We start from the raw sequence: 21,681 nt of genomic DNA, 5'->3' as shown, positions 1-21,681 counted from the left end.
CGCCAATTGCAATCCATGCGCTCAAAGGCAAGTGTATTTTGCCTTTTAAGCAAAGGTCGGTTTGGTAGAATACCGCTTCGTATTGAGAGGTAAGTGATGATTAAGCGACTGCAATATTTCAACGCTGTGGTGGAAACTGGCAGTATTTCCGAGACAAGCCGAGTATTCGATGTCCAGCCATCATCGGTGTCGCGTCAATTGGCGGCGTTGGAAGAAGAGCTTGGTGTGAGGCTGATTAACCGAAATACCCGAACGGTATCGCTTACCGAAGCCGGGCAGACTTTCTACAGCTACTCACGGCATATTGTGGCTAGCCTTGATGAGGCGCGCAGAACGATTAACGATCTTCAGGACATTCCTAAAGGAAAACTCATAGTCAGTTCGACAGTAGGTTACGGTGAGGCTGTTATCTTGCCGCTGATTAACGAGTTTCGTCAGCGTTATCCCGAGGTTGATATCAGCTTGGAGCTTAGTGAAAGAGTGAAGGATCTGATCGAGGACAATATTGATGTGGCGATCAGAAGCGGAGAACTGGCAGATTCATCTTTGGTTGCCCGCAAGCTACAAGATAACGACTTTATACTGTGTGCAAGCCCTGAGTACTTGGATACTGCTTCTGTTCTTTTATCTCCTGATGCATTGGCAGAGCACCAGTGTATTCGATATGGGTATGCAGGTTGGCAGCATTGGTACTTGATGGGGGAGTCACTCGAAAAATTAGCCATCGGCAATGGGCTGGAAGTGAATACCGTCAACGGACAAAAGCAGCTGCTGCTCAGCCATTGCGGTATTGCGCTTATTCCATATTGGGCGGTTGCCAATGAACTCCAAGATGGACGGTTACAACAGGTATTGCCTGACTATCATTTCAGTCCGCAAGCGACGCCAACTGCGACCTATGCGATTTATTTGAAGCGGGAGATGGTTTCACCCAAGGTGCGGGTGTTTATTGATTACCTGCTAGAGCAGATACACAGGGGCAAACAGAAAGTTTGATTTTAGCGGGATTGGCTATAATCAGAAGGCGTCATGAACACAATTGTTAAGGGTGATGATTCTATGGCTACAGATTTTGACTCCTTGCTTCCTAACCTCAGAGAGTTCTCGATACCGGATACGCCTTTCAAGGTTGTTGATCCCACGGCTCTGCCAGAAGGTACCCGGCAGGCATTTGATGAATTCTTGACGGGCTCGACCCTACCGCAGGCGTTTTGTGCCTACAGCCACGATTACTCGCAGTTTTGCAAAAAAGTCAGAAATGGCGAAATCAATATTGGGTGACCAGAAGGTGCCCTGAGCACAACGAACAAAGGCCGCAATTGCGGCCTTTTTAGTTTCTGGTTTAACGCTACTAATTAAAGTGAGAAGGTGACACCCGTTGTGCGGCCTGGCTCAACGATGATGTTGTTGCGAGAGTCGTAAATCTCAAAACCAGAACCATTGGTTTCCTCAACGTCATGTTGTGCGGTACAGGTGTAGCCAACCGCATACTCGCCGGCATAAATGTCACTAAAGCTAAATACTGCTTCCATGCCTGATGGTTCGGTAATCAGAGGAACGGCAAGCGGTGCTGACTCTTTAGGGCGTTTTTCACCCTCGATGCCTTGTCGCAAGCTATGGAAGCCCAGCATCTGCTCTTGAGTGGTTGCGTTGCGGTATAGATAAACGGCATCCACAGCACCGGCATTGTTCTCATGACATACACTTTGGATTGTATCGATGTCAACGGTACCACGGATGTGGCCGAGTCGCGGCGCAATATCATCCACATGTACGATCTCGAAATCTTTGCTGCTCAAAAAGCGCCAGTCGTGGTTTTTATTGTATTGCAGGGTGTCTTCCAAGTTAAACCAGAAAGCGAGGTTGTTTTCTCCTGCTTCTACCGTAAAAGGTTGGCTGACCAAGCGGCCTGTAGGGCGGGCGTTTTGCGGTGGTTTGGCACCGGCACAGGAGCCTTGGCTTGGTGAGGTCAGGTACAGGTAGCTACCGTCGATGTCACGCACATAAGAGTCGTAGTCGGTGTCGACTTGTGTTCCTTTTTCATATTTACCATTGATGTACAGGCACATCTGGTAATCGCCTGGCGACATGGTTAAGTCTTCGAAAAGCGGGTAGGCGCTGTCACCGTTAGCGTTCATGACATCAATCATGCGAAGCTCATTGGCTTCTTGTTCGAAGGTGATGTGGTACGCCTCACATTCACCGGTTTGGTCGCAGGTGGCGTCGTTGCCATTGCCGCCCACTTTTTTCAGGTAGACATAATTGAAAGCGATAACCGCTTCGTCGACGTCACTCAGGCATTTGTCATGATTACACGTTGAATCACTGTAATCACTCGCTACCTCGAGGCTTTTGCTCGCACTCTCTGGGGAGTCAATTTGATTAATGACGCCGAAGTTAAGCTTTGCCTCGCTTGGTGTGTTGCTGTCACTGCTGTCTGAGCCACAGCCAACGAGTGCGGTGCTCAACACAACAGGTAAAAGTAAATTGCTGCTTTTCATTGTAAGCCCTGGCAAAAATTTTCGCTGACAATACAGAATCACACTGCATGTTTTGTCATTGGATTGTCAGACGTAGGCGGGGATGAGAGGTTGGTAACGCAGGGGCAATTTATGGCACACGTTATGCTGGTCTTTAATCGTGTATTCCAACATTCTCTGTTAAGGAGAAGCACCATGAAACTGTCCAGTATTGATATGCCAGCCGTACACGAGCTTCAAGCCCTTGGCTATACCAAGTCAGAGTGCCTGACGATTATTGAGCGTGAAATTTACCGCCTGAGCTCGACAGATCGTTCTTATATCGATGCGATGTGCGATAGCCAGCAGCTCAAAAAAGATGAGGCGTTAGACAAAGTGCGCAGCATGAAACGTACGCGCTTCTTCCAATATATCCAATGCTTTGTTTTTATATAAATGTTGCTTTTATTTTCTTCTAGCCCAGCAGTTCCTCCTAAATTGATTCCTATTTTGCAAAAACAGATCCCCACTCAAACAGATATCCATTCTAACTGATATAGGGTGGGTATCTGTGACTATACTCTCAACACGTTTGATGCGTGATTGAAGAGGTATTCCATGACTTTCCTGATCACTTGGCAGGTATATCAAGGCCGGTTACATCCTATTCTTGCCCACTTCGCCAAAATTACCGAAGAGCAAGATAAGGCTCTAATGGGGCCAGATATAAAGATGATAGGCCGTTGGCATGATCTGGTCAGCGGAACGGGAGTTTGTATTGTTGAGTCCGACAGTGCAGAGGCGGTTACTGCCTACGCATTGAAGTGGAACGGTGAGATGGATATTACGGTGCAACCCGTGGTTGATGATGCCATGGCCCGAGAAATGGGTGAAAGGCTTTCACCATAGCATTCAAGCCATAGCGAAAGCTTGAGATAAAAAGCGCCTTCCTCATTCCGCTTCAGGAGAAGTGGTGACTAGGTGGGAAGAGGAAGGCTGAAGGATTGCTCGAAATGCTGTTCTTCCTGTCGGGTACTCAACTGGCTCTGGTGCAGCATCAGGATGGATTGAATGATTTTGGTGCCCAGCCCCATGCTGCCATGCGGCGCTTGAGAGTCGATGTCATTTTCTAGAGAAATTCCCATCCCAATAGGCTCAGGATTGATAGTGAGCCTTACCTTACTTGATACCGGAGCATGGCGGATGGCGTTATCGAACAAGTTGGTAAATAGCCGTTGTAATAATTGTTTGTCCCCAAAAACGGCATCCTGCTTGGGGATATTTAGCGTTAGTTCAACCTGCTTCTTGTTAGCTACCGGCTGCATAGTATCGATAACGTCTTGAAGAATATTGCTGAGTTTCAAGGCCTCAAATTTCGGCTCGGTCAGCACGGATTGCTTACGGGCGACATCAATTTGCTGCGCGAGCATTTCTGATAGCTTTTGCGCATTACGTTGGGCGGTATTTATCAGTGAGTCTGGTTTTTCGGCCTGTATTTGCCATGTTTCCAAATAACCCAACACGCTGGCGAGTGGCGTTTTGAGATCATGGCTCAGTTGTACCAGCAGTTCTCGGCGTTTTTGTTCTTGATGCTCAAGTTGAAGAAATTGCTGGGAAATCGTTCGTGCCATGAGGTACATCTGTTTGGCGATGGGTTTGAGTTCAGTCACGTTGAGCATGGCTTCGGGCTTTAACCGGTAGCCGTTTTCGGCCTGTTTGTTCAGATCTTGGGTGACTTGCCTGATTGGGTTGAGCAAGGTCGATTTGGTTAGCTGATAGACACTCAGGCTAAAGCCGAGCACAAGTAACAGTGCTGCGGCAGCGACCCAGGCAACGGGTGAGTGAAGCAAAGCATCGAAATCACTAAATTGCGCCGCCAAGGCACGCTGTTCGCTGCCAATGACCACATAGAGATAACCTAGGGTGGTATCACCTTCCATAATCGGTGCGACCGAGAAGACTTTCTGGTGCGAGGTATTACGCGGGTTATCGCCCAGGATAGGGAAAGGCTTGCCGGAGAGGAAGGCGTTAATCGGAGCGAGGCTGACCTGTTGGGTGAGCACTTTACCTTCGGGGGCGGCATGGCTTTTGATATTGCCGTCGTTATCGAGAAAGTAAATTTCAAAGTCAGGACCAAGTAGCATCAAGGTGTGGAAAATAGACTTGAGCGCCTTGGGGTTGTAGTCGCTGCCTTCCATCAAGGGGCTATCGTCTCGCATGTGCGCGGCAAGTTCACGGTGTAGGTTTTGCTGGGTGCGCTGCTCGACATAAGCCTGCTGGACGTTGAACAAGCTGCCAATGACCAGAATAGACAGGATGAACCAACAACCGGTGAGCAGCACAAGTCTGATCTTGTAATTCATTGCTTTCTCCTAACCCATGTATTTATGCTCTAGTTCCTGACATTTGGCCGTTTGCTTGTCGGTTGTTATGCTTCGAATTTATACCCCACGCCCCAAACGGTGTGGATGTATTTGTGATCGTCGTTATTGGCGTTGAGCTTGGTTCTTAAACGATTGATAGTGCTACACACGGTATGGTGGTAGCCAGAAAATTGGGTTTGCCAGACCGCATCGAGCAATTCATCTTTGCTGTATACTCGACCTGGTCGCTTAGCCAAGAAGTGCAGCAAGGTAAATTCTGTGGCGGTGAGTGAAATTGCGTTATGTTTGAATTCAACCTGATGGGTCACGGGGTTGATGATTAAATCACCAAAACTCAGCACATTGTCTGGGTTGTCTTCCGCGATATCTGGGGCAATAACTGGATCATTAACCGCTGCATTGCTGAAGTGCTGACGGCGCAGCATTGCCCTGACCCTTGCCTGAAATTCCAGCACGCTAAAAGGCTTGGTCAGATAGTCATCTGCGCCTGATTCCAAGCCTTCGACTTTATCTTTTTCCGCATCTTTGGCGGTAAGTACCAGTACGGGAAGCCAAGGTTGGCTGCCCACCTGCTGCTGGCGGATCCCTTGACATAGGCTCAAGCCATCGCCATCTTCCAGCCCTCGGTCAAGCACAAGAAGGTCAAAAGACTGTTTGGCCAACGCCTGCCTGGCCTGCTCTAGGCTAGTGACCCGAACCACATCATGCCCTTGAAAAGACAAATGCATATTGATCAGATCGGCAAGGTCGTTGTCATCTTCAACGATGAGGATCATAGCGGCTGGTACCTGTTTTTCGGCTAAGGTCATTGTCATACCCAATCATCTGAAGGAGCTGGCTCCCTCAGATGACCGGGCTTTGGAAAATATCTTTCACTCAATAATGAGAAGGGCAGGTTTACCTGCTGTTACTCGGTACGAGTGATGATCAACTGGGCGGCTGGATTCTGGAAACGATGGGTGGCATCGAGTACAGAGGTGTCCAACCCGTCATCTTTGCTGATCACACCAGCGTGGAACGAGACTCGGTCGTTATCGTCCCGTGAACTATTGAAACCCTCTCCGCCAGCCGCTGGCCCTGGGATGGTCTCTGCTGCTTCATCATTGGCTTCGGTGCCTGAATCCCATGCAGGCATCGCGATGCGCACGCTTTCACCCACAGCCAATGAAGCCAAGTCCATCGCCGTTTCAGCCACAAAGGCATCATTGGTATTCACCAGCATGCTGGCAACTGAGAGGTATGGCGAAGCTGTGGTATCCATAGTCACAGTGACGGTGTCATTCCCTGATGGCGGGATCACACCACTACCAGCCATTTGTACCGATATACTATCAGCCTGTTCGCTCAGCAGCGCACTGTTGTCACCGCTTTCAGCCAGCATCTCCAACGCTTCCGATGCGGGCTCGCCAATAGTGAATAATTGATAGTCACTACTGTGGCCGATCACTGCTAGTGGCGACAGCGGTTGGTTGGCTGAGGTGTTTTTAACCTCGACATTGAATGTCGCGAATGTCTCTTCCGGTGGCGCTGGATCATCGTCGTCCGAATCAGTCGGGCAACCGACCAAAAACGCAACACTGGCCGCGAGCAAGAGTAAGCGATAATTCTTCATGCTGCCTCCTTACTTCACGGTGACGGTAACAACAGCAACCGGGTTGAGCCAGCGGTAGGCTGTGCTGCTGATATCACTGAGGCCACCGGCAGGGTCGTTATCCCCAAGGTTACCCGGGTGGATATGGACGGTGTCATTAGTGACGGTGGTTTCTACCCCGGTACCACCAGTGCCGAAGTTGATAAATGGTGGGGTTGGCATGCTGCCGACAAGTTCATCGTTGGCTTCGGTACCGGCATCATAACCATTGAGGCGAACGGTATAAGTCCCCGGCGTTGATGGAATAGGCCAGCTATCCAAGCCAACAAATGCGTCATTGGTTGGCAATAGCATTGCGGTAATGGTCAAGCTGTCGGCATCGCCGGTATCCATGCTGGTTGTGGCTGAATCGCCGGGGTTAAGGAATCCTTCAGCGGGGTTGGAAACCACCACGGCTCCGGCATTACTGGCAAGGGATGACAATGGGCCGATATCTCCGCCTTCGGCCATCAGCTCGATTTCCGAACCTGCAGCTTGGCCGCTGCGGAACAAGAAGATGTCACTGCTGTGTGCCGCGACCAATAAAGGGGTGAAGTAAATGTTTTTGGTCGCATTGGTAATAGTGACATCAATTTCTGCTGCTTGGGCTTGGCCTGCGCTCATGAAGACTGCTGCTAGAGAGAGGGCCGTAAGTGTCTTGTTCATTGTTCTTTCCCTGTGTTGGTGAGTTACCTTCACTATGGCGGGCAAATCTTGCAGGACTCTCCAAAAATTCTCACAAATTTCTCACAAAGGAAAAAAGCAGATCCTGGGAAGAGCGGATCCTAGTTCCTGGGAAAAGAAGTTCCTTTCTCCCCTCCTGTCTCTAGGAACTAGGATCAGGAACAAGAATCTTGATGATTAATCTGCACTCCCTTAGATTATGTATTGAGGTAAAAGCGTTTTATAGGAGATTGCCATGAACCGGGTACACCCTAAGTCGCTATATGGTAGCAAGTGGACCAAAGTGGAAGTCGAAGGGCGTGAGAAGCATTTTATGGTGATTGACGTTGAGTACGATGAAAACCAAAAGGTGGTTTTCTGCCTGATTCAAGCGGTGATTAACCACCGGATGTATGAGCTCGATTGGCGAGAGCTCAAAGATAGCAGCCGCTGGCTTATGGGTTGGAAATAACGGGGTGGAAATACCCCTAAAAGTGACCTGAAAATTTCCTTATCGTCACCATGAAGAACCCGAATTGCCGCTAGCCATTATCAGCGATATAACCCGCATCCTTTTCTAATAATGTGAAAACGTGATGCAGAAGTTGATCGATGCGCTGGCAACCCAGGGCTATTTTGTGTGGGATGACTTCCTCTCTCCTGAGCAGGTAGATGAACTAAAAACTTGTTTGCCAGAGAAGTGGACCAAGGCGCGAATTGGCCGCAACGATGAAGTGGCAAGAGAGTCATCTATTCGTAGCGACAAAATCCATTGGCTGGCAGCGGATCAAGGCATCGCAGTGCAAGACTTTTTAGAGCGAATGGAAGTTATCCGCCGTGAAGTGAACCAACATTTCTTCCTCGGCTTATTTGAGTATGAAGCCCATTTTGCTAAATACGAAAAAGGGGACTTTTATCAAAAGCATCTCGACTGCTTCAGAGGCAATGAAAACCGCCGTTTGACTACAGTTTTCTACATGAATGACAGCTGGGAAGAGCAAGATGCTGGCGAGCTGGTGGTTTACGATTTGGAAGATAAGGAGCTGATGAAGCTTGCGCCCAAGTCCGGTCGTTTGTTCGTGTTTTTGTCTGAGCAATTCCCTCATGAAGTACTGCCTACCAATATGGAGCGCTTTAGTATTGCGGGCTGGTTCCGAACCAACGGTGTTAAAAACAATATGCTGGATATAGCGCAGTAACTTTTTTAGCCATACTCTGAATGTTCAGAGTATGGCTATTTATTTCATAGTAGATTTAGCCCGAATGCCGCTTTTACGTTATCAAGTGTCTGTTGAGATTCTTGTTTCGCTTGTTCGGTTCCCTTCTTTAATACCTCAATCAGATATCCTTTATCCGCAATTAATGCCTGACGGTGAGCACGAATTGGCGCGATAAGCGTTTGCAGACAGTCGGTAAGGATTTGCTTGGTCTTGCCGTCACCTAATCCGCCACGTTGATAATGTTCTTTTAATTGAGCGACATATTCAGTATCGGGGTGGAAGGCATCCAGGTATGTGAATACGACATTGCCTTCGACTTTCCCCGGTTGGTCGATAGTGAGGTGGTTCGGGTCGGTATACATGGCTTCACTGCTTGGCTAATGGTTTTGTCGGATGCGTCCAGCGTGATCACATTACCCATAGATTTAGACATTTTGCTTTTGCCGTCAGCACTAGGCAACCGGCTGATATTGCTCAGTAATGGTTGGCATTCTCTTAGGACTTCGCGGCTCGCAAGGGCGTTGACCTTCCTGACGATTTCATTGGTCTGCTCCAACATAGGCAGCTGATCGTCACCAATTGGGACTAACTGGGCTTGAAAAGCTGTTATATCCGCGGCCTGACTGATCGGGTAGGTAAGAAAACCCGCCGGAATAGCACGGCCAAAATTCTTTCCTTTAATTTCACTTTTTACCGTCGGGTTGCGCTCTAGGCGGGCAATAGAAACCAGGTTGGCGTAATACATGGTCAGCTCGGCAAGGGCTGGAATGCCGGACTGTAAGCAAATAGTGGTTTTAGCCGGGTCGATACCGACGGCAAGATAGTCTGCCACTACATTGAGGATGTTGTCGGCGACCTTGCTGGGAGTGTTGCCATTATCGGTGAGCCCCTGCATATCGGCCACAAGTATGGTTTGTTGGTTGTGATATTGCAGCTCAACCCGTTGTTTCAATGAACCGACAAAATGGCCGAGATGAAGCTGGCCCGTGGCGCGATCACCTGTCAGGATCTTTTGGATTCTGACGTCCTTGCTGTCACTTGTTGTCGTTGTGGCTTTAGCCGCTGTTGTAGTTGACGCGGTTGGGGTATTTCGCATTGTATGTCTCCGTAATATCGTGAGTTGATAAATCAACGCCGGAGACAAGAGAGGTAATTTGTTCGTAGCCTGCCATCCGGCGGCTTTGAACAAATATGACTATTCAGCACCGCTCTTTAATGAAGAGAGTGCCACCAAGAAAGGTTGATAGAAGGCTTGGAATTAATCATTTGCATGCCATTAACCTATCACTGTTTTTCGAGGGCCGTCAACACACCCTGCTTGCCGAGCAATGAGGCATTTAAAAGAGGCGTATAAAAATAAAACTCATCATACCAGTGTGATATGGATCGTAGGCAAGCAGCATATTTGTGCATAGAATGGAGTGTGTTATTGCTGAATATATTTGGTGAAACAAATGGTTAAGTTGTCAATAGGGCGAGATACCATCTTAGATTTAGACTCCGTCGAATACCAGTGGATAGAGTCGCTGTGTCATGATGGTGTTGAATTGCATCATGTGAACGCCTCGATTCAACGCTGCTTGGGTGGCGATGAGGTAAGTGCTGATATTTTGCGCCGTATTGCTTTACGTCAATGTTCTCCTACCGAGCTTCTTCGTTATTTGGATCAGTCAGTGGTGCAAGAGTCGTTATAATCTTATTGGTACACACTCGATGCGGCAGAAAATAGCCACACCGAGTCCTATTTAAATAAACAATCTATTGCTTAATTTTCTTTGTTTGCCTGTTCAATCAGCCGGGTGCGTTCGTTGGTTCCCCGGTTGCGGATTTCATGCATCACAAAAATCAGCGCATCGCGTGTCCATGGCTGGCCTGAATCCTCATCATAGTCATGGGGAAGCTCGATACCTTCCGGTGCGTAAGCTTCGATGCCTGCATCTTTGGTTGTGTTGATCGTACGCAGGCTGTGTTCATAGAAGCCGACCACAACGGCTTTACCGAGCTTATCGGCTCCACCTGCCAGTTTCACTATCTCTTCGGCAACGCCAATGGTACTTAAGTAAATGATGGTGCCGTCAGAGCCGACTTTTGGATATATCGCAGTGAGATCTTTAGCTTCCACGCGATCGCCAATCTCTTGGGCAATCTCCCATTGGGCATAGATGGGTTTACCGGTTTCTTCGTAGATTTCTACCACAGTATCTGCCAGTGCTTTGTTCATCGGCCCCGGTGATTGGTTGCCGTTTTCGGCAATTCGGTTACCGAAGGCATAGGCAATGATGCTATCGGCTTGATCGAGCGGAAGCGGTTCTCCCTGCCAGGTGAGCAAATTGTTCATGATGAACTCCGCGGTGTGAGCCGCCACTTTCTCGTCTTTTAATTGTTCAGTTAATTTGGCTTCCATCGCGGCCTGTAAATCGGCATCAGAGAGCTGTGCCGCAATGACTGAAGGGGAGGCTAAAGTAATGGCTGAAATAATGACTACAGCCGATTTGGCGATCAGGTTCATATTCATTCCTTCCATTTTGTAGAGAAAACTCCATGTTAAAGGCTAGCAGGAAATGAAAAATAGCATTGAAAATTGGCGACGAGTGCCGGGGTTTTTTTTGGGGGGGAGAGGGGAGAGAGGATTAAGCGGCAATAGCTGTAAAATTGTGCGACAGATCTGAGAATTGATATTCTACTCCAAGCACTTCTTTTCTTTTATTTGCGTTAACTATACTCAAGGGTATGGTTTTTAAGTGTCTGAAATTAATAGCCAATGTAAAGGCTTAGTTTTCGATGTTTACGCCAAGAGTCGTTTTGAAAGGAGGTTGAAATGCGGTTAGCAATGGCAGTGGGGTTAGCGTTGGCATCATCAATAGCTACGGCTGAAGGTGTGAATGATGATGTTGGGCAAGCTCAAGTTGAGTCGCAGCAGCCTCTTTTTCTCTCAGATAGCTCCCTAGAGCAACCAACCTATACATCCAAATACTCGAAATCTCCCTATACTAATACCACTTGGGAGCAGGTGCCGCGTAATGTATCGGTTTATGACTCGCCATATAACGTTGCCTTGTTCTCCGGAGAAAATGGCGAAGATATCGATCGCCTTTGGTCACAAACTAAGTCTATTTTCTGGTATGGCGTCGGTGTGGCGGGTTTTATTGCCTTGTTGCCGGAGGATATCTCCAACTGGGATACCAGTGATGATCGCCTGCTGGAAAAGTGGTGGGATAATGTTAGGGATGGTCCGGTATGGGATAGGGATGTTTGGTACATCAACTACATTGGCCATCCTTATTTTGGTGGGGTGTATTACCAAATTGCGCGTAAGTCGGGGTACCGCCAGTGGGATGCGTTTGTCTATTCCTTCATGATGTCTACTTTCTATTGGGAGTATGGTGTCGAGGCGTTTGCTGAAGTTCCTGCTGTACAGGACTTGGTTGTTACCCCGGTACTTGGCTGGGTCTACGGTGAATGGGCCTTCCAGAAAGAACGTGAAATCATTCAGGGTGGGGGTAAAGTTTGGGATTCAGAGTGGATGGGTAACACGGCGCTGTTCCTGCTTGATCCCGTTGATACCCTCGGCCGCGGGGTAAACCACCTGATGGGGCGTGATGTGGTGAAAGCCGGTACCGGATATATCGGCTTTCAAGATGTCGCTCTTCCCAACGGCCAGACAGATAGCCAGTTCAATATAAATATGAACTTCCAGTTCGGTGAGGGTGATACCAGCCCTGCGATGCGCCGCAGCTATACCCGGGTTCGCAATGTCACAACCCATGATCCCGTGGACTACGGCATTGTCGGTATTTCAGTTGGTGGTCGTTATCTGGATTTGGATGACGAGTGGGGGATCGAAAATAGCTGGGCGCCGATGATCACTCTGGGTGTGTATTATACTCCTTCTTTATCATCCCGCCTGCAATATACCCGTATAGATACCGACAGCAAGACTACGGGTGAAAGCATCACCTATGAAAATTACAGCTTCGATTTCCAATACTATTTCTTTGGTGACGATGATCTGCGTCCTTATATCAATGCCGGGATCGGCGAAACATTACTGGAAAAAGACCGGGACACCACCACTTTTCAAGTGAACGGCGGGCTAGGCCTGCACTATAAACTAAACAGTAACTGGGCGCTGCAGGCCGATTGGGTACATTTCTACAGTGGGAAACTATCAACCAACGATGATCTATTTTCGGGTCAGTTAGTCTATCGTTTTGGCCGCGGAGAAAGGTGGTGATTAAATTTGAGTGCGTAATAGTACGCACTTTTTATCTTTATTTATGCCGAGTTGACCTAGCTCTCAAAGTTGCATTTTTCTGCTTGTGAATTATACGTGCGCGATATTAATCACGGTTTTTATATTTCCATTTCAGATACTAATTTCGAATAACAACAAATAATTGAAATTAGATAATGGTGCGATCATGAAAAATGGAATTATCAGTTTACTTTCCCTTTCTGTCTTAATTGGCCTCAGCGGTTGTAACAGCGATTCTGACACTATTGATTATGGTAAGAAGGCGACCGGCTACCTCGTAGACATTGCTGATGAAATTGAGGGTATCGGTGCACGAGAAGCAAGTACGCCTGAAGAAGCTGCCATGGGCAATTGGCTATACGACAAATTGACTGGTTTTGGTTACGACGTGGAGGTTCAGCCTTTTACTTATCAAAAAGGTGATAAGCTTTTATCTTCGAAAAACTACATTATTGAAAAACAGGGGGCGAGTGAGAAAACTATCGTTCTTGCTGCACATTATGATTCAACAGGCTCTGATCACGGCTCATTAGGAGCAACGGATAACGGTGCTGGTGTTGCGGCTGCCGTGGCGATAGCGGAAAACCTGATGCAAGAATCGCTACCATATACAGTGCGTATCCTCTTCCCTGGGGCAGAAGAAAATGGTTTGAATGGCTCTCTGCACTATGTACGTCAGGCGTTGGACAATAATCAATTGGATAACGTCATTGCCATGATTAATTACGATACTGTCGGAGGTGGTGATTACGTTTATGTTCACGCCGCTCACTCTGATTATGCCGAGTATCAATCTACCTGTGAGAAGTTGGGATTAACCGAATCAGATTATAACTCCCAAACCCATGTACGAGATGCCATGTTACAAGCATCTATTGATGTCAAAGGTGAGGATGGCAAATACACAGTACACCCAGAGTTCCCGGGATATCCTGAGGGTGAAACTGGTTCATGGTCAGATCACGCGGGCTTTGCCTGTGCCGGTATTCCTATCGCTTATGTCGAAGCGACCAATTTCAATATCAACGGTAAATGGGGTTATGACGGTTACTCTCAGACAACGAATCCTGATGCTTGGGACTGCTATGATACTGAGAATAAAACAGCGTGTGACCGTGATACTGAATCGAAATGGGGTAAAATCTGGCACACCGAACTTGATCGTTTAGATAAGCTGGAAGAACTATTCCCCGGTCGAGTGGATGAACAATTAAGCGATAATGTGAATATCGTTTTAAGGCTGTTGACGACTGGTACTTACATCGATGAAAAATAAGATATAAACGATAAAAAAAGCTTGTTTTACCTAGTGGTAGTTCAAGGGTATAAATTGCTGCGTTCTTCCAAAGACAGTTATACCCAATCACTTGGGTAAACCCACCCAACCACGCTAGGTAAATTGGGTAAATCGTATCTTTTTAGCACTTTTGGCCATCACACCTTCTGATGGCCTTTTTTTATTGTGAGTTAGGGCTTGCCTCTATTGTGTGAAAGTAGGCTTTGGGCTGGACCTCACAATTTATGGAATAATTCTCGGCAGGCATGTCTCGAGTATCGTATATTCGCTTCTGTTTTTCCGACCGGCATACAGAGGAACAATGGCTAAGCAAATTGCCCAGAATGAGAATCCGCAAGATAGCTCTGATGCCGATGCGATTGGGCCGCTGAGCCTCTTCTCTTCGTATGAATCCATCCATATTGAGCTACGTAAGCCGCACCATATGCCCTGCTACCATTGGCATGGTCAGATTGAAGTGAACATCCCTTTTGGTGATGACGTTGACTATGTTATCAACGACCACCCTTTTACAATCAATAACGGGCATATAGGGATCTTCTGGGCTACCACGCCACATCAACTTATCGAGCCCGGTAAGTCGAGTAATATGGGGATCTTGAATATACCCATTCATTATTTCCTGGCTTGGCCGCTGGACGAAAACCTGCTCAATCAGATCACCCATGGCACGGTTGTTCAGTCTGCGTTGCCAAATCTGGTCACAGAGCAGCAGATTGCGTTCTGGATGGAAGAGAGCAAAAGCAATGATATTGGCTTTCGCCAGTTGGCTGCCGATGAAATGTCTTTGATGCTCAAACGAGTATGTTTGACTGGTTGGGAGAAGCTGACCCATACCATGGAAAGCAAAGGCAGCATGAAAGGGCTTTCCAAGCACTCGCAGTTCCATGTGCAGAAAATCTTGGAATATATTGCTTGTCATCATGACTCTCCTTTGACAGTGAAAAGTATCGCTGAGCATGTTGGCTTGCATACCAACTATGCGATGAACTTGTTTCAAAGTGTGATGAAGATGACCATAAAGGAATATGTCACTTCCATGCGCATTAACCATGCCCGTGCATTGTTAGCAGATACTAACCGAACGATTCTCGATATTGCGCTGACGGTGGGTTTCAATTCCAACAGCCGCTTTTATGAAACCTTCCAGCGCTATATGAAAATGACGCCTACGGAGTTTCGCAAACTTAGCCGCAAGAGTAATAAGCTGGCTCAGCATGATAGTACTCTGGATTTCCAAGGCATTCCGAAATGATCTCTGCCAGCCTGCTTCATATGATTAAGTAGCTTGGGGATATAAGGCAATCCACGGTACACTTTCACCTCTATCTCGTTTCAATGAAAACACCGACACCATGAATTCCAGCCATAAACTTCAGATCATTGATCTTATCCTCGACGATTTACGACAAGCCTACCAAGGGGCGATGCATGCCGCTGATCAGGCGCACAGTGCGGCAACGGATGATCAGAGTGTTGCAGAAACCCAATATGATACTTTGGCGATTGAAGCGGCCTACTTGGCACATGGGCAGTCACAGCGCGTTGCCGAGTGCTTGGCGGATATCAATGCTTACGATCAATTGAAAACGTCACTGCCGAAAGCATTGGATGAAGTCGTGCTGGGATGTCTGGTCCATCTTCTTGATGAAGACGACAATGAAAAGTGGATATTCTTTGGACCTGCAGCAGGAGGCATCAAGCTGAAGCTTGAAAATCACGAGATAGTTGTGGTCACTCCGACATCGCCATTGGGCGAAGCCTTGCTAGGGTTGGTGCTTGGCGAAGAGGCCGAAGTGCATATTGGCGGTAAGGTGGTGTTCTATGAAGTGGAAGCTATCTACTGATAGTAGGTACTGACTACCAATGGTTATTAAATTAAAGGGGGAAGCATGCTTCCCCCTTTATTGTTTATACCCGCTTATGCTTTCGGCTCTTGTTCGGTATCAGCCATACTGAACATCGAGCGGTTCGGGTTATCCATCATTTCGTCATACAGCGCCACAGTTTCCTTGAATTGTCCCTTCTCTTTGCTTGGAACCGATGAAGCCATTGGGATATTGGCGGTCATTGGGTTCACTGGGCGGTTACGAATATGGAATTCATAGTGGATATGCGGACCGGTTACCCGACCTGTTGCACCAGCAAGGGCAATGCGTTGACCACGTGATACTTTCTGGCCTTTGCGAACAAGGATCTTGCTGTTATGCAGATAGCGGGTACGGTAGTTGGTACCGTGCTGGATAACGACATATCTACCGGCGTACGGGTGATTAACTACCTGGGTAACAACGCCGTCACCGGTTGAAATGACAGGTGTTCCGGTTGGTGTGGCAAAATCTACCCCGTTATGCGGGGATACACGACCCGTAACTGGGTGTAGTCGACGAGGGTTGAAGTTGGAGCTAACGCGGTATGTACGATTACGCTCGTATGGGTAGCGCAAGAATGCGCGTTGTAGGCTCTCACCTTTGGAATCGTAGAAGTTACCATCACTATGTAGGTAAGCCGTGGTTGCTCTGCCTCTACTGTGAATACGGATGGCTCGCAGTTCATGCTGGCCGGTAATTTCGCCGTCGACCGACTGGCGGGAAACAACCACTTCGAACTTATCGCCAGCGCGTAGGTCACGAGAGAAATTTAGTTTTTCACGCAACAGGCTGGTGATCTCATAGATTTCGGTAGAGTTCAGCCCTGCTTTCTGAGCCGATACTGAGAAACTGCCGTGGATCTCACCGCTGGCAACCACGTCATCCCAGTTACCAGGAATGGCAATTTCCTCGACTTCAAAGCTGTTATCTTCTAATCGCTGATAGGCGACTTTTTGAGCAACGTTAAATTCTAATTCCAGACGGTTGAGCTTACCTTCGGCCGAATTGACCCAAAATCGCAAAGTATTGCCCGGTTGCAGTGTATCAATCTTCAAATGGTTGAGATCGGCTTCTTGAAGCTCTTGAATCGACCGCAAAGGAATATTTAGTCGGGAGAAAATCTGGCTAAGCGTATCACCTTTTTGGATGGTATAAGCGTAGCGAGGCGGCTCATAGACTGGCTGTTCGGCTTGATCGCTTGGAGACCAAGGGGTTGATGAGATCGCAAGGTTTAGCGGAACCGTGCGGTGATTGGTGCTGGTTTGTGTCAGGAGCGCTGCAATCGTCAGTAGCGAGAAGCCAGCGATCCCCAGTAATTTGGTCGACATCCACTTTCGAGAAAGCGTCGAGTTTTGCGTAGACATGGTAAAAGAACTCGTCGTTTTTTTGCTGATTTTTCTTGATAAAGGTTCTTTATCTCGGGTTATGTCGCCTTTTGCTGTGGCCCATAACCATGAATATTTTTTGAATGACTATAAATATGCATCCCTAAAGAAGCGCTAGTCTGCCATAAAGAGACAATGCGTGTGTTAAAAAGGTTCCGCGATCCCAAAAAAATCAGTTTTCTTGCGTAAAAGATATTCGTTTTGTGAAGTATGTTTGATTTTTTACGGCTTAGATTAGCTCGATTTGATGAAAGCAGAAAAAAGTGACTCTTAACATTGCTCTGACAGAGCGTATGCGCTTGGTTTTATATTTGTGGCTAATGATGCATCGCAATGCATTCGGGAGAAAGAAAAACAGCGGAAAGAGTGGTTTACAACTGGTTAAAGGATGAGCGGGTTGGTTGGCGGGGATTGGTTAAGAAAACAGCGCCCTTAAATGAGCGCCGTCTGTTCTGTAGCCAAAATTAAATAAACTTAATTTTTACAGCTTGTAGGTTTTTGCTTGAATCGTCCATGACAAACTCGACCAAGCTACCTGATGCCGGTTGGCCTTGGCTAGTAATGTTGGCGCCACAGAAGCGAATGTCACCACCAAGATCGCAAGTGATAAGGCCGGTGCGGTTGGTTGGGTTGTAGCTGCGGATAATTCCGGTATGTGAATTCATAATTTTTCCTTGTGCCCAAACTCTGCATTCTGTCCCGGCAGGCGTTTTCGTGTTTGCCTATAACCTATAAGAGGGAACTTGCATTGAGATTGTGGCTATCAAATTGAGTACAAATGCTGAAGACAGCGCTTGTCCTGCCGGATACCAGCAAGTGCTGTTCCGGTTTACTCATTGACCTTTCTATTGGTGTATTCGTCAGGAGGTCACCTAGCTCACTGACTCATCACTGCAGAGTGCTCGCAACTTAGCACGCAGTGGCATAGTAATAGGAATAATCTTCTAGGGGTGCATCTAACTTTGGCGAGAAGTGAGGTGTCGACTTCGAAAATCATTTTCGGTCTGAGTAGCAGACCAGATCAAACTAACGCTAAACGATGCAGAAGTAAATACATTAATTTGCAAAATAATGTGATCTTTGATGGGTTGTGTTGGTTTTTATAGGTAAAGTAATCAGTAAATGTAGGTGTTTTGGCTCAATGGATGAGCCAAAACGCTTGCTAAGTGAGTACTTGTTACCAAAGCTCCGGCTTGTCAAACGCCTCAACACAGGATGAACTACCCGCTATAGCTTCAAGTGGCTGCTCGGTCAGTGATTGCGCCATCCAACCGTGCGGGTATGACAATGGCAGTGGTGCCTGAAACTCTTGTTCGGTAATACGCTCAAAGCCAATTTTGGTGTAGAAGCTTGGGTCACCGTAGGTAAATACAAGATCCACGCCATGTTGCTTGAGTGCGTCCAAGCCAGCTTTGATTATCGCCTGGCCAATACCTTTGCCTTGGCTTTGTGTGCTAACGGCAACAGGTGCCAGCAAGAAAGCGGTCTTGTCTGATTCGAATGTCAGGCGGGTAAACAGAATACTGCCAACGATCTCGTTTTCGTCCTTGGCGACAAAGGTGAATATGTCTGCGCTTTTTGTCGATTCCATTAACTCGCTGACGAGCTGACCAATCACTTTGCCTTCATTTTGGCCTTCTGAATCTGAGAACGTTTGGGTAAATAACTCGATTATGGTTTCGGATTGGCTTTTCTCATAGATGCCGTAATACATTTTAATCTCTCCTCAAAACTGATGGCAGCAGCATAAACTGTAAAGCTGTAGACAGGTCAATACTGAATTCGGCGAAACGGCAAAATTTAGCAGTTATGTGCTGAGTAGTTGATTTGCGGTGAATTATCCAGTTTTTTGGGCAATAAACGTTTTTTGTTTGCAACCTTGTTTTTTAGTGATAGGGTGAATTGACCGTAGGTGTTTCAACCTTCATTTGGATTCAAGGATGGATTTATGAGTTTGAAAGAAGACAACAACTGGCGCAATACCGAGCGTGATGCGCAATGTGCCGAGTATGAACTTTACGTCGAGCAGATGAAAAGCCGAGATTTATCTTGGGTCGACTTCAATGACTGGCTAGACATCTAGCCCCAATCAAACATTATTCTCACTACTTACTTTTTCCGTACCGCGGTTCTCTAACCGCGGTACATAAAACTTCATACATTCCAGATGAAAAATCATTCTTCGTATTCAGTATCCGATGCGCTACAAACCAACAGCGAAGTGATGGCCAATGGTGAAACGCGCCATAGAATGAAAGCCAGCGATGGCTCCGGTTATATCCGTACTCGTTACCCTAATGCTGAAGGTGCATGGCAGAACAGTCATTATCATAACTCGACTTACGAGACGTACATTGTTCAATCGGGCAAAATCCTCTTCGCTGAGCTCCTGGATGGCAAAGCTCGTATTAAAGAGGTGACAGAGAGTGAAGTGATTACAGTAAAACCTGGTGTTCACCATAATGTTTATGTCTTTCCCAATACCGACTTACATACCGTGAAACACGGAGCAATTCAAGCTAATGACTGGCATGCCAGTACAGAGCTTGATCGTCTGTTGGCTGAGAAGGCTTGTGTTATTAGCTAGCGTAACTGAGCTAGCGTAAAATCACTTATATCCCACTGTTTTTCATGTTGATTACCAATCTGACATAGTACGGCCCCACTTTTTCTTCATTTTATTTCGTCTTTTTCCTCCCTCATTCGACTTTCTATAGGTGCATTTGGCTATGGGTTCATTTGGCTATGGTTGCATTTGGTTTTGTGGCTGCGCCCAGCACGCAAAATTTGTTTTAGATCGATATTTCTGGATAATTGGAAATTATTGCGCTACATGAAAGTGTTTGCCCGCCAATACTTGATTGTCATTGTGGTGTTGCAGGCAAGTAAGTTAAAGCGCATGTGTTTATCCAGCAGTTGGCTGGTAGCTATGAGCATCAGCTAGGCCAAGACGGTGTCTCAATCGCTGAGTGTAAGAGTTGAAAAAGTATGACGAACGTAAAGCCTATTCCTGCAAAAACAAATCTCGTAAAGGACAGCTTGCTGTCGCAGCAAATCATCGAAGATGCCTGTGAGTGGGCGATCATGCATGGCGTAGCATTCAGACAGGCTGACAATACGGCAAGGCACTGCCCATTCAGCATTGCGCCAATGACGATGGAGCGTGAAGTCTATGAGCATTTGTTGAAGGTCACACCGCTGATCACCAAACTGATCAGCCAAGTTTCTGAAGATCATGATTTCTTACAGGCGTCGTTGGGTGATATGGCGAAAGCCGATCCATTCTTCGGCCGCTTGATGTCGCTTCATCAGCAGGTACATGGCGATATCAATGAAAGGCGTAATCCCGCTCGTCAGCCGCTATTGTTGATGCGTACTGATTTTATGGATGATCGCCAGCATGGCGCCAAGGTAATTGAGTTCAATGGTATTGCCGCAGGCATGGGGCCATTTGGTCAGCGCGCAACAGAGTTCCATGCTTATATGCAAAACCAGTGGCCGGAGGCTTATCAGCACTGGGTTGAAGACAGCAATGCGGTTGCGGCTCCGAACCAGGGCCTTGAGCAGTTGGCCTATGCGATTGCCACCTCAGCGAAAAAAATCCAGGCCGATTTCAGTGGTGGAGGGAAACCCACTTTTTTGATGGTGGTGCAGAAGAAAGAAGACAACGTTTATGACCAGCATTTGCTTGAGGTTGCATTGCAGAAACTGGGCTTGCGCACTGTTCGCCGTACGTTCGAACAGCTGAGATCTCAGCTTTCGACTGGCGATGGCCAGCGTTTGATACTGGAAGGGATTGGTGCCATTGATGTGGTTTACCTACGGGCAGGATACCAGTATTCAGACTACTGGGCACCAGAGCTTAACGAGTCTATCTGCTGCCATACTTTGAGCCAGACTCGTTTGTTCATCGAACAGCATCATGTCGCGGTTAATGCCACAATCAGCCAACAGTTGGCGACCAGTAAATCGATGCAGATGCTGCTGACCATGATGCCAGCGGAAGACTATGCGCGCTGGGGGCTGAGCCTTGAAGAAGCACAGCTAGTCAAAAGTGTGCTGGCCGAGATGAAGCCAGTCAATAGCGCTACGATTGAATGGTTCAATACCCAAGCGGCTAAACATGAGTGGGTGCTGAAAAACCAAGGTGAAGGCGGTGGTCACTGCGTGTTTGGAGAAGATATCACCGCGAAACTCAGAGAGATAACTCCGAAAGAGTATGATGCCTGGGCGTTGATGCAACGTTTGTATCCGCACGAGCGAGAAACACCGACTGTTGCAGTTCGTGATGCCGAGCAGACATTCGTCGCGGATTTAGTCAGCGAGATTGGCTTGTTTACGGCTTATTTCAAAGGTGAGCCTGTCACACAGCTTGATGGCTATGCAGGGTATTTGATCCGCAGTAAGCCAGCCAGTGAAAACGAAGGGGGGATCCTTAGTGGTAAGGGGATCCTCGATTCGCTAACTCTGATTGATTAACCGCATTGGCGATGATTTGGCAATAAACGAGGAGGCAG

At 47.4% G+C, this 21,681-nt stretch carries 23 protein-coding genes and 1 pseudogene; 14 read left to right on the top strand and 10 right to left on the bottom strand.

Going from position 1 to position 21,681, the window contains the following annotated elements; genetic code table 11:
- Window positions 1–96: 96 nt before the first annotated feature.
- Together ACXAD4_RS21495 and ACXAD4_RS21490 are read left to right on the top strand one after the other, a co-directional pair.
- Entirely contained in the window at window positions 97–996 is a 900-nt protein-coding gene (locus ACXAD4_RS21495) for a LysR family transcriptional regulator (RefSeq protein ID WP_475243995.1), read from the top strand.
- Window positions 997–1,029: 33 nt separating this feature from the next.
- Complete coding sequence (locus ACXAD4_RS21490; RefSeq protein WP_475243993.1) at window positions 1,030–1,281, top strand: hypothetical protein; 252 nt, start codon at window positions 1,030–1,032, stop codon at window positions 1,279–1,281.
- A 74-nt stretch (window positions 1,282–1,355) separates the two neighbouring features.
- Here ACXAD4_RS21490 and ACXAD4_RS21485 read toward each other — a convergent pair whose 3' ends face one another.
- On the bottom strand, window positions 1,356–2,501 hold the full coding sequence (locus tag ACXAD4_RS21485) for a hypothetical protein (RefSeq protein ID WP_475243991.1): 1,146 nt from the start codon (window positions 2,499–2,501) through the stop codon (window positions 1,356–1,358).
- Window positions 2,502–2,675: 174 nt separating this feature from the next.
- On the opposite strand from ACXAD4_RS21485, the gene ACXAD4_RS21480 reads away from it, so the two are divergent.
- Together ACXAD4_RS21480 and ACXAD4_RS21475 are read left to right on the top strand one after the other, a co-directional pair.
- A complete protein-coding gene (locus ACXAD4_RS21480) occupies window positions 2,676–2,915 on the top strand; it encodes a hypothetical protein (protein ID WP_475243990.1) in 240 nt (79 codons plus the stop codon).
- A 162-nt stretch (window positions 2,916–3,077) separates the two neighbouring features.
- Window positions 3,078–3,368 (top strand): DUF3303 domain-containing protein, encoded by a 291-nt coding sequence (locus ACXAD4_RS21475; protein WP_475243988.1) that lies wholly within the window; start codon window positions 3,078–3,080, stop codon window positions 3,366–3,368.
- A 68-nt stretch (window positions 3,369–3,436) separates the two neighbouring features.
- On the opposite strand, the gene ACXAD4_RS21470 is transcribed toward ACXAD4_RS21475, so the two are convergent.
- From ACXAD4_RS21470 to ACXAD4_RS21455, 4 genes are all read right to left on the bottom strand, one after another.
- On the bottom strand, window positions 3,437–4,822 hold the full coding sequence (locus ACXAD4_RS21470) for a sensor histidine kinase (RefSeq protein ID WP_475243986.1): 1,386 nt from the start codon (window positions 4,820–4,822) through the stop codon (window positions 3,437–3,439).
- A 65-nt stretch (window positions 4,823–4,887) separates the two neighbouring features.
- Window positions 4,888–5,658 (bottom strand): response regulator transcription factor, encoded by a 771-nt coding sequence (locus ACXAD4_RS21465; RefSeq protein WP_475243985.1) that lies wholly within the window; start codon window positions 5,656–5,658, stop codon window positions 4,888–4,890.
- 92 nt (window positions 5,659–5,750) lie between these two features.
- The gene (locus ACXAD4_RS21460; protein WP_475243983.1) at window positions 5,751–6,455 is read right to left on the bottom strand and encodes a spondin domain-containing protein; all 705 of its coding nucleotides are present in this window, start codon (window positions 6,453–6,455) and stop codon (window positions 5,751–5,753) included.
- A gap of 9 nt (window positions 6,456–6,464) precedes the next feature.
- Window positions 6,465–7,139, bottom strand: a complete 675-nt coding sequence (locus ACXAD4_RS21455) for a spondin domain-containing protein (protein WP_475243982.1) — start codon at window positions 7,137–7,139, stop codon at window positions 6,465–6,467.
- Between the two features lie 253 nt (window positions 7,140–7,392).
- On the opposite strand from ACXAD4_RS21455, the gene ACXAD4_RS21450 reads away from it, so the two are divergent.
- Together ACXAD4_RS21450 and ACXAD4_RS21445 are read left to right on the top strand one after the other, a co-directional pair.
- Complete coding sequence (locus tag ACXAD4_RS21450) at window positions 7,393–7,608, top strand: TIGR02450 family Trp-rich protein (RefSeq protein WP_475243980.1); 216 nt, start codon at window positions 7,393–7,395, stop codon at window positions 7,606–7,608.
- Window positions 7,609–7,732: 124 nt separating this feature from the next.
- Entirely contained in the window at window positions 7,733–8,335 is a 603-nt protein-coding gene (locus tag ACXAD4_RS21445; protein ID WP_475243979.1) for a 2OG-Fe(II) oxygenase, read from the top strand.
- Between the two features lie 44 nt (window positions 8,336–8,379).
- On the opposite strand, the pseudogene trpS reads toward ACXAD4_RS21445, so the two are convergent.
- Window positions 8,380–9,452 (bottom strand): annotated as a pseudogene (gene trpS, locus ACXAD4_RS21440) (tryptophan--tRNA ligase).
- A gap of 358 nt (window positions 9,453–9,810) precedes the next feature.
- Here trpS and ACXAD4_RS21435 point away from each other — a divergent pair.
- Window positions 9,811–10,050, top strand: a complete 240-nt coding sequence (locus tag ACXAD4_RS21435; protein ID WP_475243978.1) for a hypothetical protein — start codon at window positions 9,811–9,813, stop codon at window positions 10,048–10,050.
- 71 nt (window positions 10,051–10,121) lie between these two features.
- On the opposite strand, the gene ACXAD4_RS21430 is transcribed toward ACXAD4_RS21435, so the two are convergent.
- On the bottom strand, window positions 10,122–10,865 hold the full coding sequence (locus ACXAD4_RS21430; RefSeq protein WP_475243976.1) for a hypothetical protein: 744 nt from the start codon (window positions 10,863–10,865) through the stop codon (window positions 10,122–10,124).
- Between the two features lie 309 nt (window positions 10,866–11,174).
- Between ACXAD4_RS21430 and ACXAD4_RS21425 the strand changes: the two genes are divergently transcribed.
- From ACXAD4_RS21425 to ACXAD4_RS21410, 4 genes are all read left to right on the top strand, one after another.
- On the top strand, window positions 11,175–12,590 hold the full coding sequence (locus ACXAD4_RS21425) for a DUF3943 domain-containing protein (RefSeq protein ID WP_475243974.1): 1,416 nt from the start codon (window positions 11,175–11,177) through the stop codon (window positions 12,588–12,590).
- Between the two features lie 187 nt (window positions 12,591–12,777).
- Window positions 12,778–13,887 carry a M28 family metallopeptidase gene (locus ACXAD4_RS21420; protein WP_475243972.1) on the top strand — a complete coding sequence of 370 codons (1,110 nt, stop codon included), beginning with the start codon at window positions 12,778–12,780 and terminating at the stop codon, window positions 13,885–13,887.
- Between the two features lie 322 nt (window positions 13,888–14,209).
- Window positions 14,210–15,163: a transcriptional regulator MelR gene (gene melR / locus ACXAD4_RS21415; protein WP_475243971.1), complete on the top strand. Its 954-nt coding sequence runs from the start codon at window positions 14,210–14,212 to the stop codon at window positions 15,161–15,163.
- Window positions 15,164–15,263: 100 nt separating this feature from the next.
- Window positions 15,264–15,755, top strand: coding sequence for a GreA/GreB family elongation factor (locus ACXAD4_RS21410; protein WP_475243969.1), 492 nt, complete (start codon window positions 15,264–15,266; stop codon window positions 15,753–15,755).
- Between the two features lie 74 nt (window positions 15,756–15,829).
- Here ACXAD4_RS21410 and ACXAD4_RS21405 read toward each other — a convergent pair whose 3' ends face one another.
- From ACXAD4_RS21405 to ACXAD4_RS21395, 3 genes are all read right to left on the bottom strand, one after another.
- Window positions 15,830–17,143 carry a peptidoglycan DD-metalloendopeptidase family protein gene (locus ACXAD4_RS21405; protein WP_475243968.1) on the bottom strand — a complete coding sequence of 438 codons (1,314 nt, stop codon included), beginning with the start codon at window positions 17,141–17,143 and terminating at the stop codon, window positions 15,830–15,832.
- A 485-nt stretch (window positions 17,144–17,628) separates the two neighbouring features.
- Entirely contained in the window at window positions 17,629–17,829 is a 201-nt protein-coding gene (locus ACXAD4_RS21400) for a hypothetical protein (RefSeq protein ID WP_475243967.1), read from the bottom strand.
- A gap of 512 nt (window positions 17,830–18,341) precedes the next feature.
- A complete protein-coding gene (locus ACXAD4_RS21395) occupies window positions 18,342–18,878 on the bottom strand; it encodes a GNAT family N-acetyltransferase (protein WP_475243966.1) in 537 nt (178 codons plus the stop codon).
- Between the two features lie 234 nt (window positions 18,879–19,112).
- On the opposite strand from ACXAD4_RS21395, the gene ACXAD4_RS21390 reads away from it, so the two are divergent.
- The 3 genes from ACXAD4_RS21390 (at window position 19,113) to ACXAD4_RS21380 (ending at window position 21,643) form a co-directional block, all read left to right on the top strand.
- On the top strand, window positions 19,113–19,247 hold the full coding sequence (locus ACXAD4_RS21390; RefSeq protein ID WP_475243965.1) for a hypothetical protein: 135 nt from the start codon (window positions 19,113–19,115) through the stop codon (window positions 19,245–19,247).
- 84 nt (window positions 19,248–19,331) lie between these two features.
- Window positions 19,332–19,751 carry a hypothetical protein gene (locus ACXAD4_RS21385; protein WP_475243964.1) on the top strand — a complete coding sequence of 140 codons (420 nt, stop codon included), beginning with the start codon at window positions 19,332–19,334 and terminating at the stop codon, window positions 19,749–19,751.
- A gap of 401 nt (window positions 19,752–20,152) precedes the next feature.
- Window positions 20,153–21,643: a glutathione synthase gene (locus tag ACXAD4_RS21380; protein WP_475243963.1), complete on the top strand. Its 1,491-nt coding sequence runs from the start codon at window positions 20,153–20,155 to the stop codon at window positions 21,641–21,643.
- Window positions 21,644–21,681: the final 38 nt, after the last annotated feature.

The organism is Photobacterium sp. AWH4_225 (genome assembly GCF_056158405.1).
The sequence above is the reverse complement of the archived record's forward strand: the minus strand, read 5'-3'. Positions and strand labels throughout refer to the sequence as shown.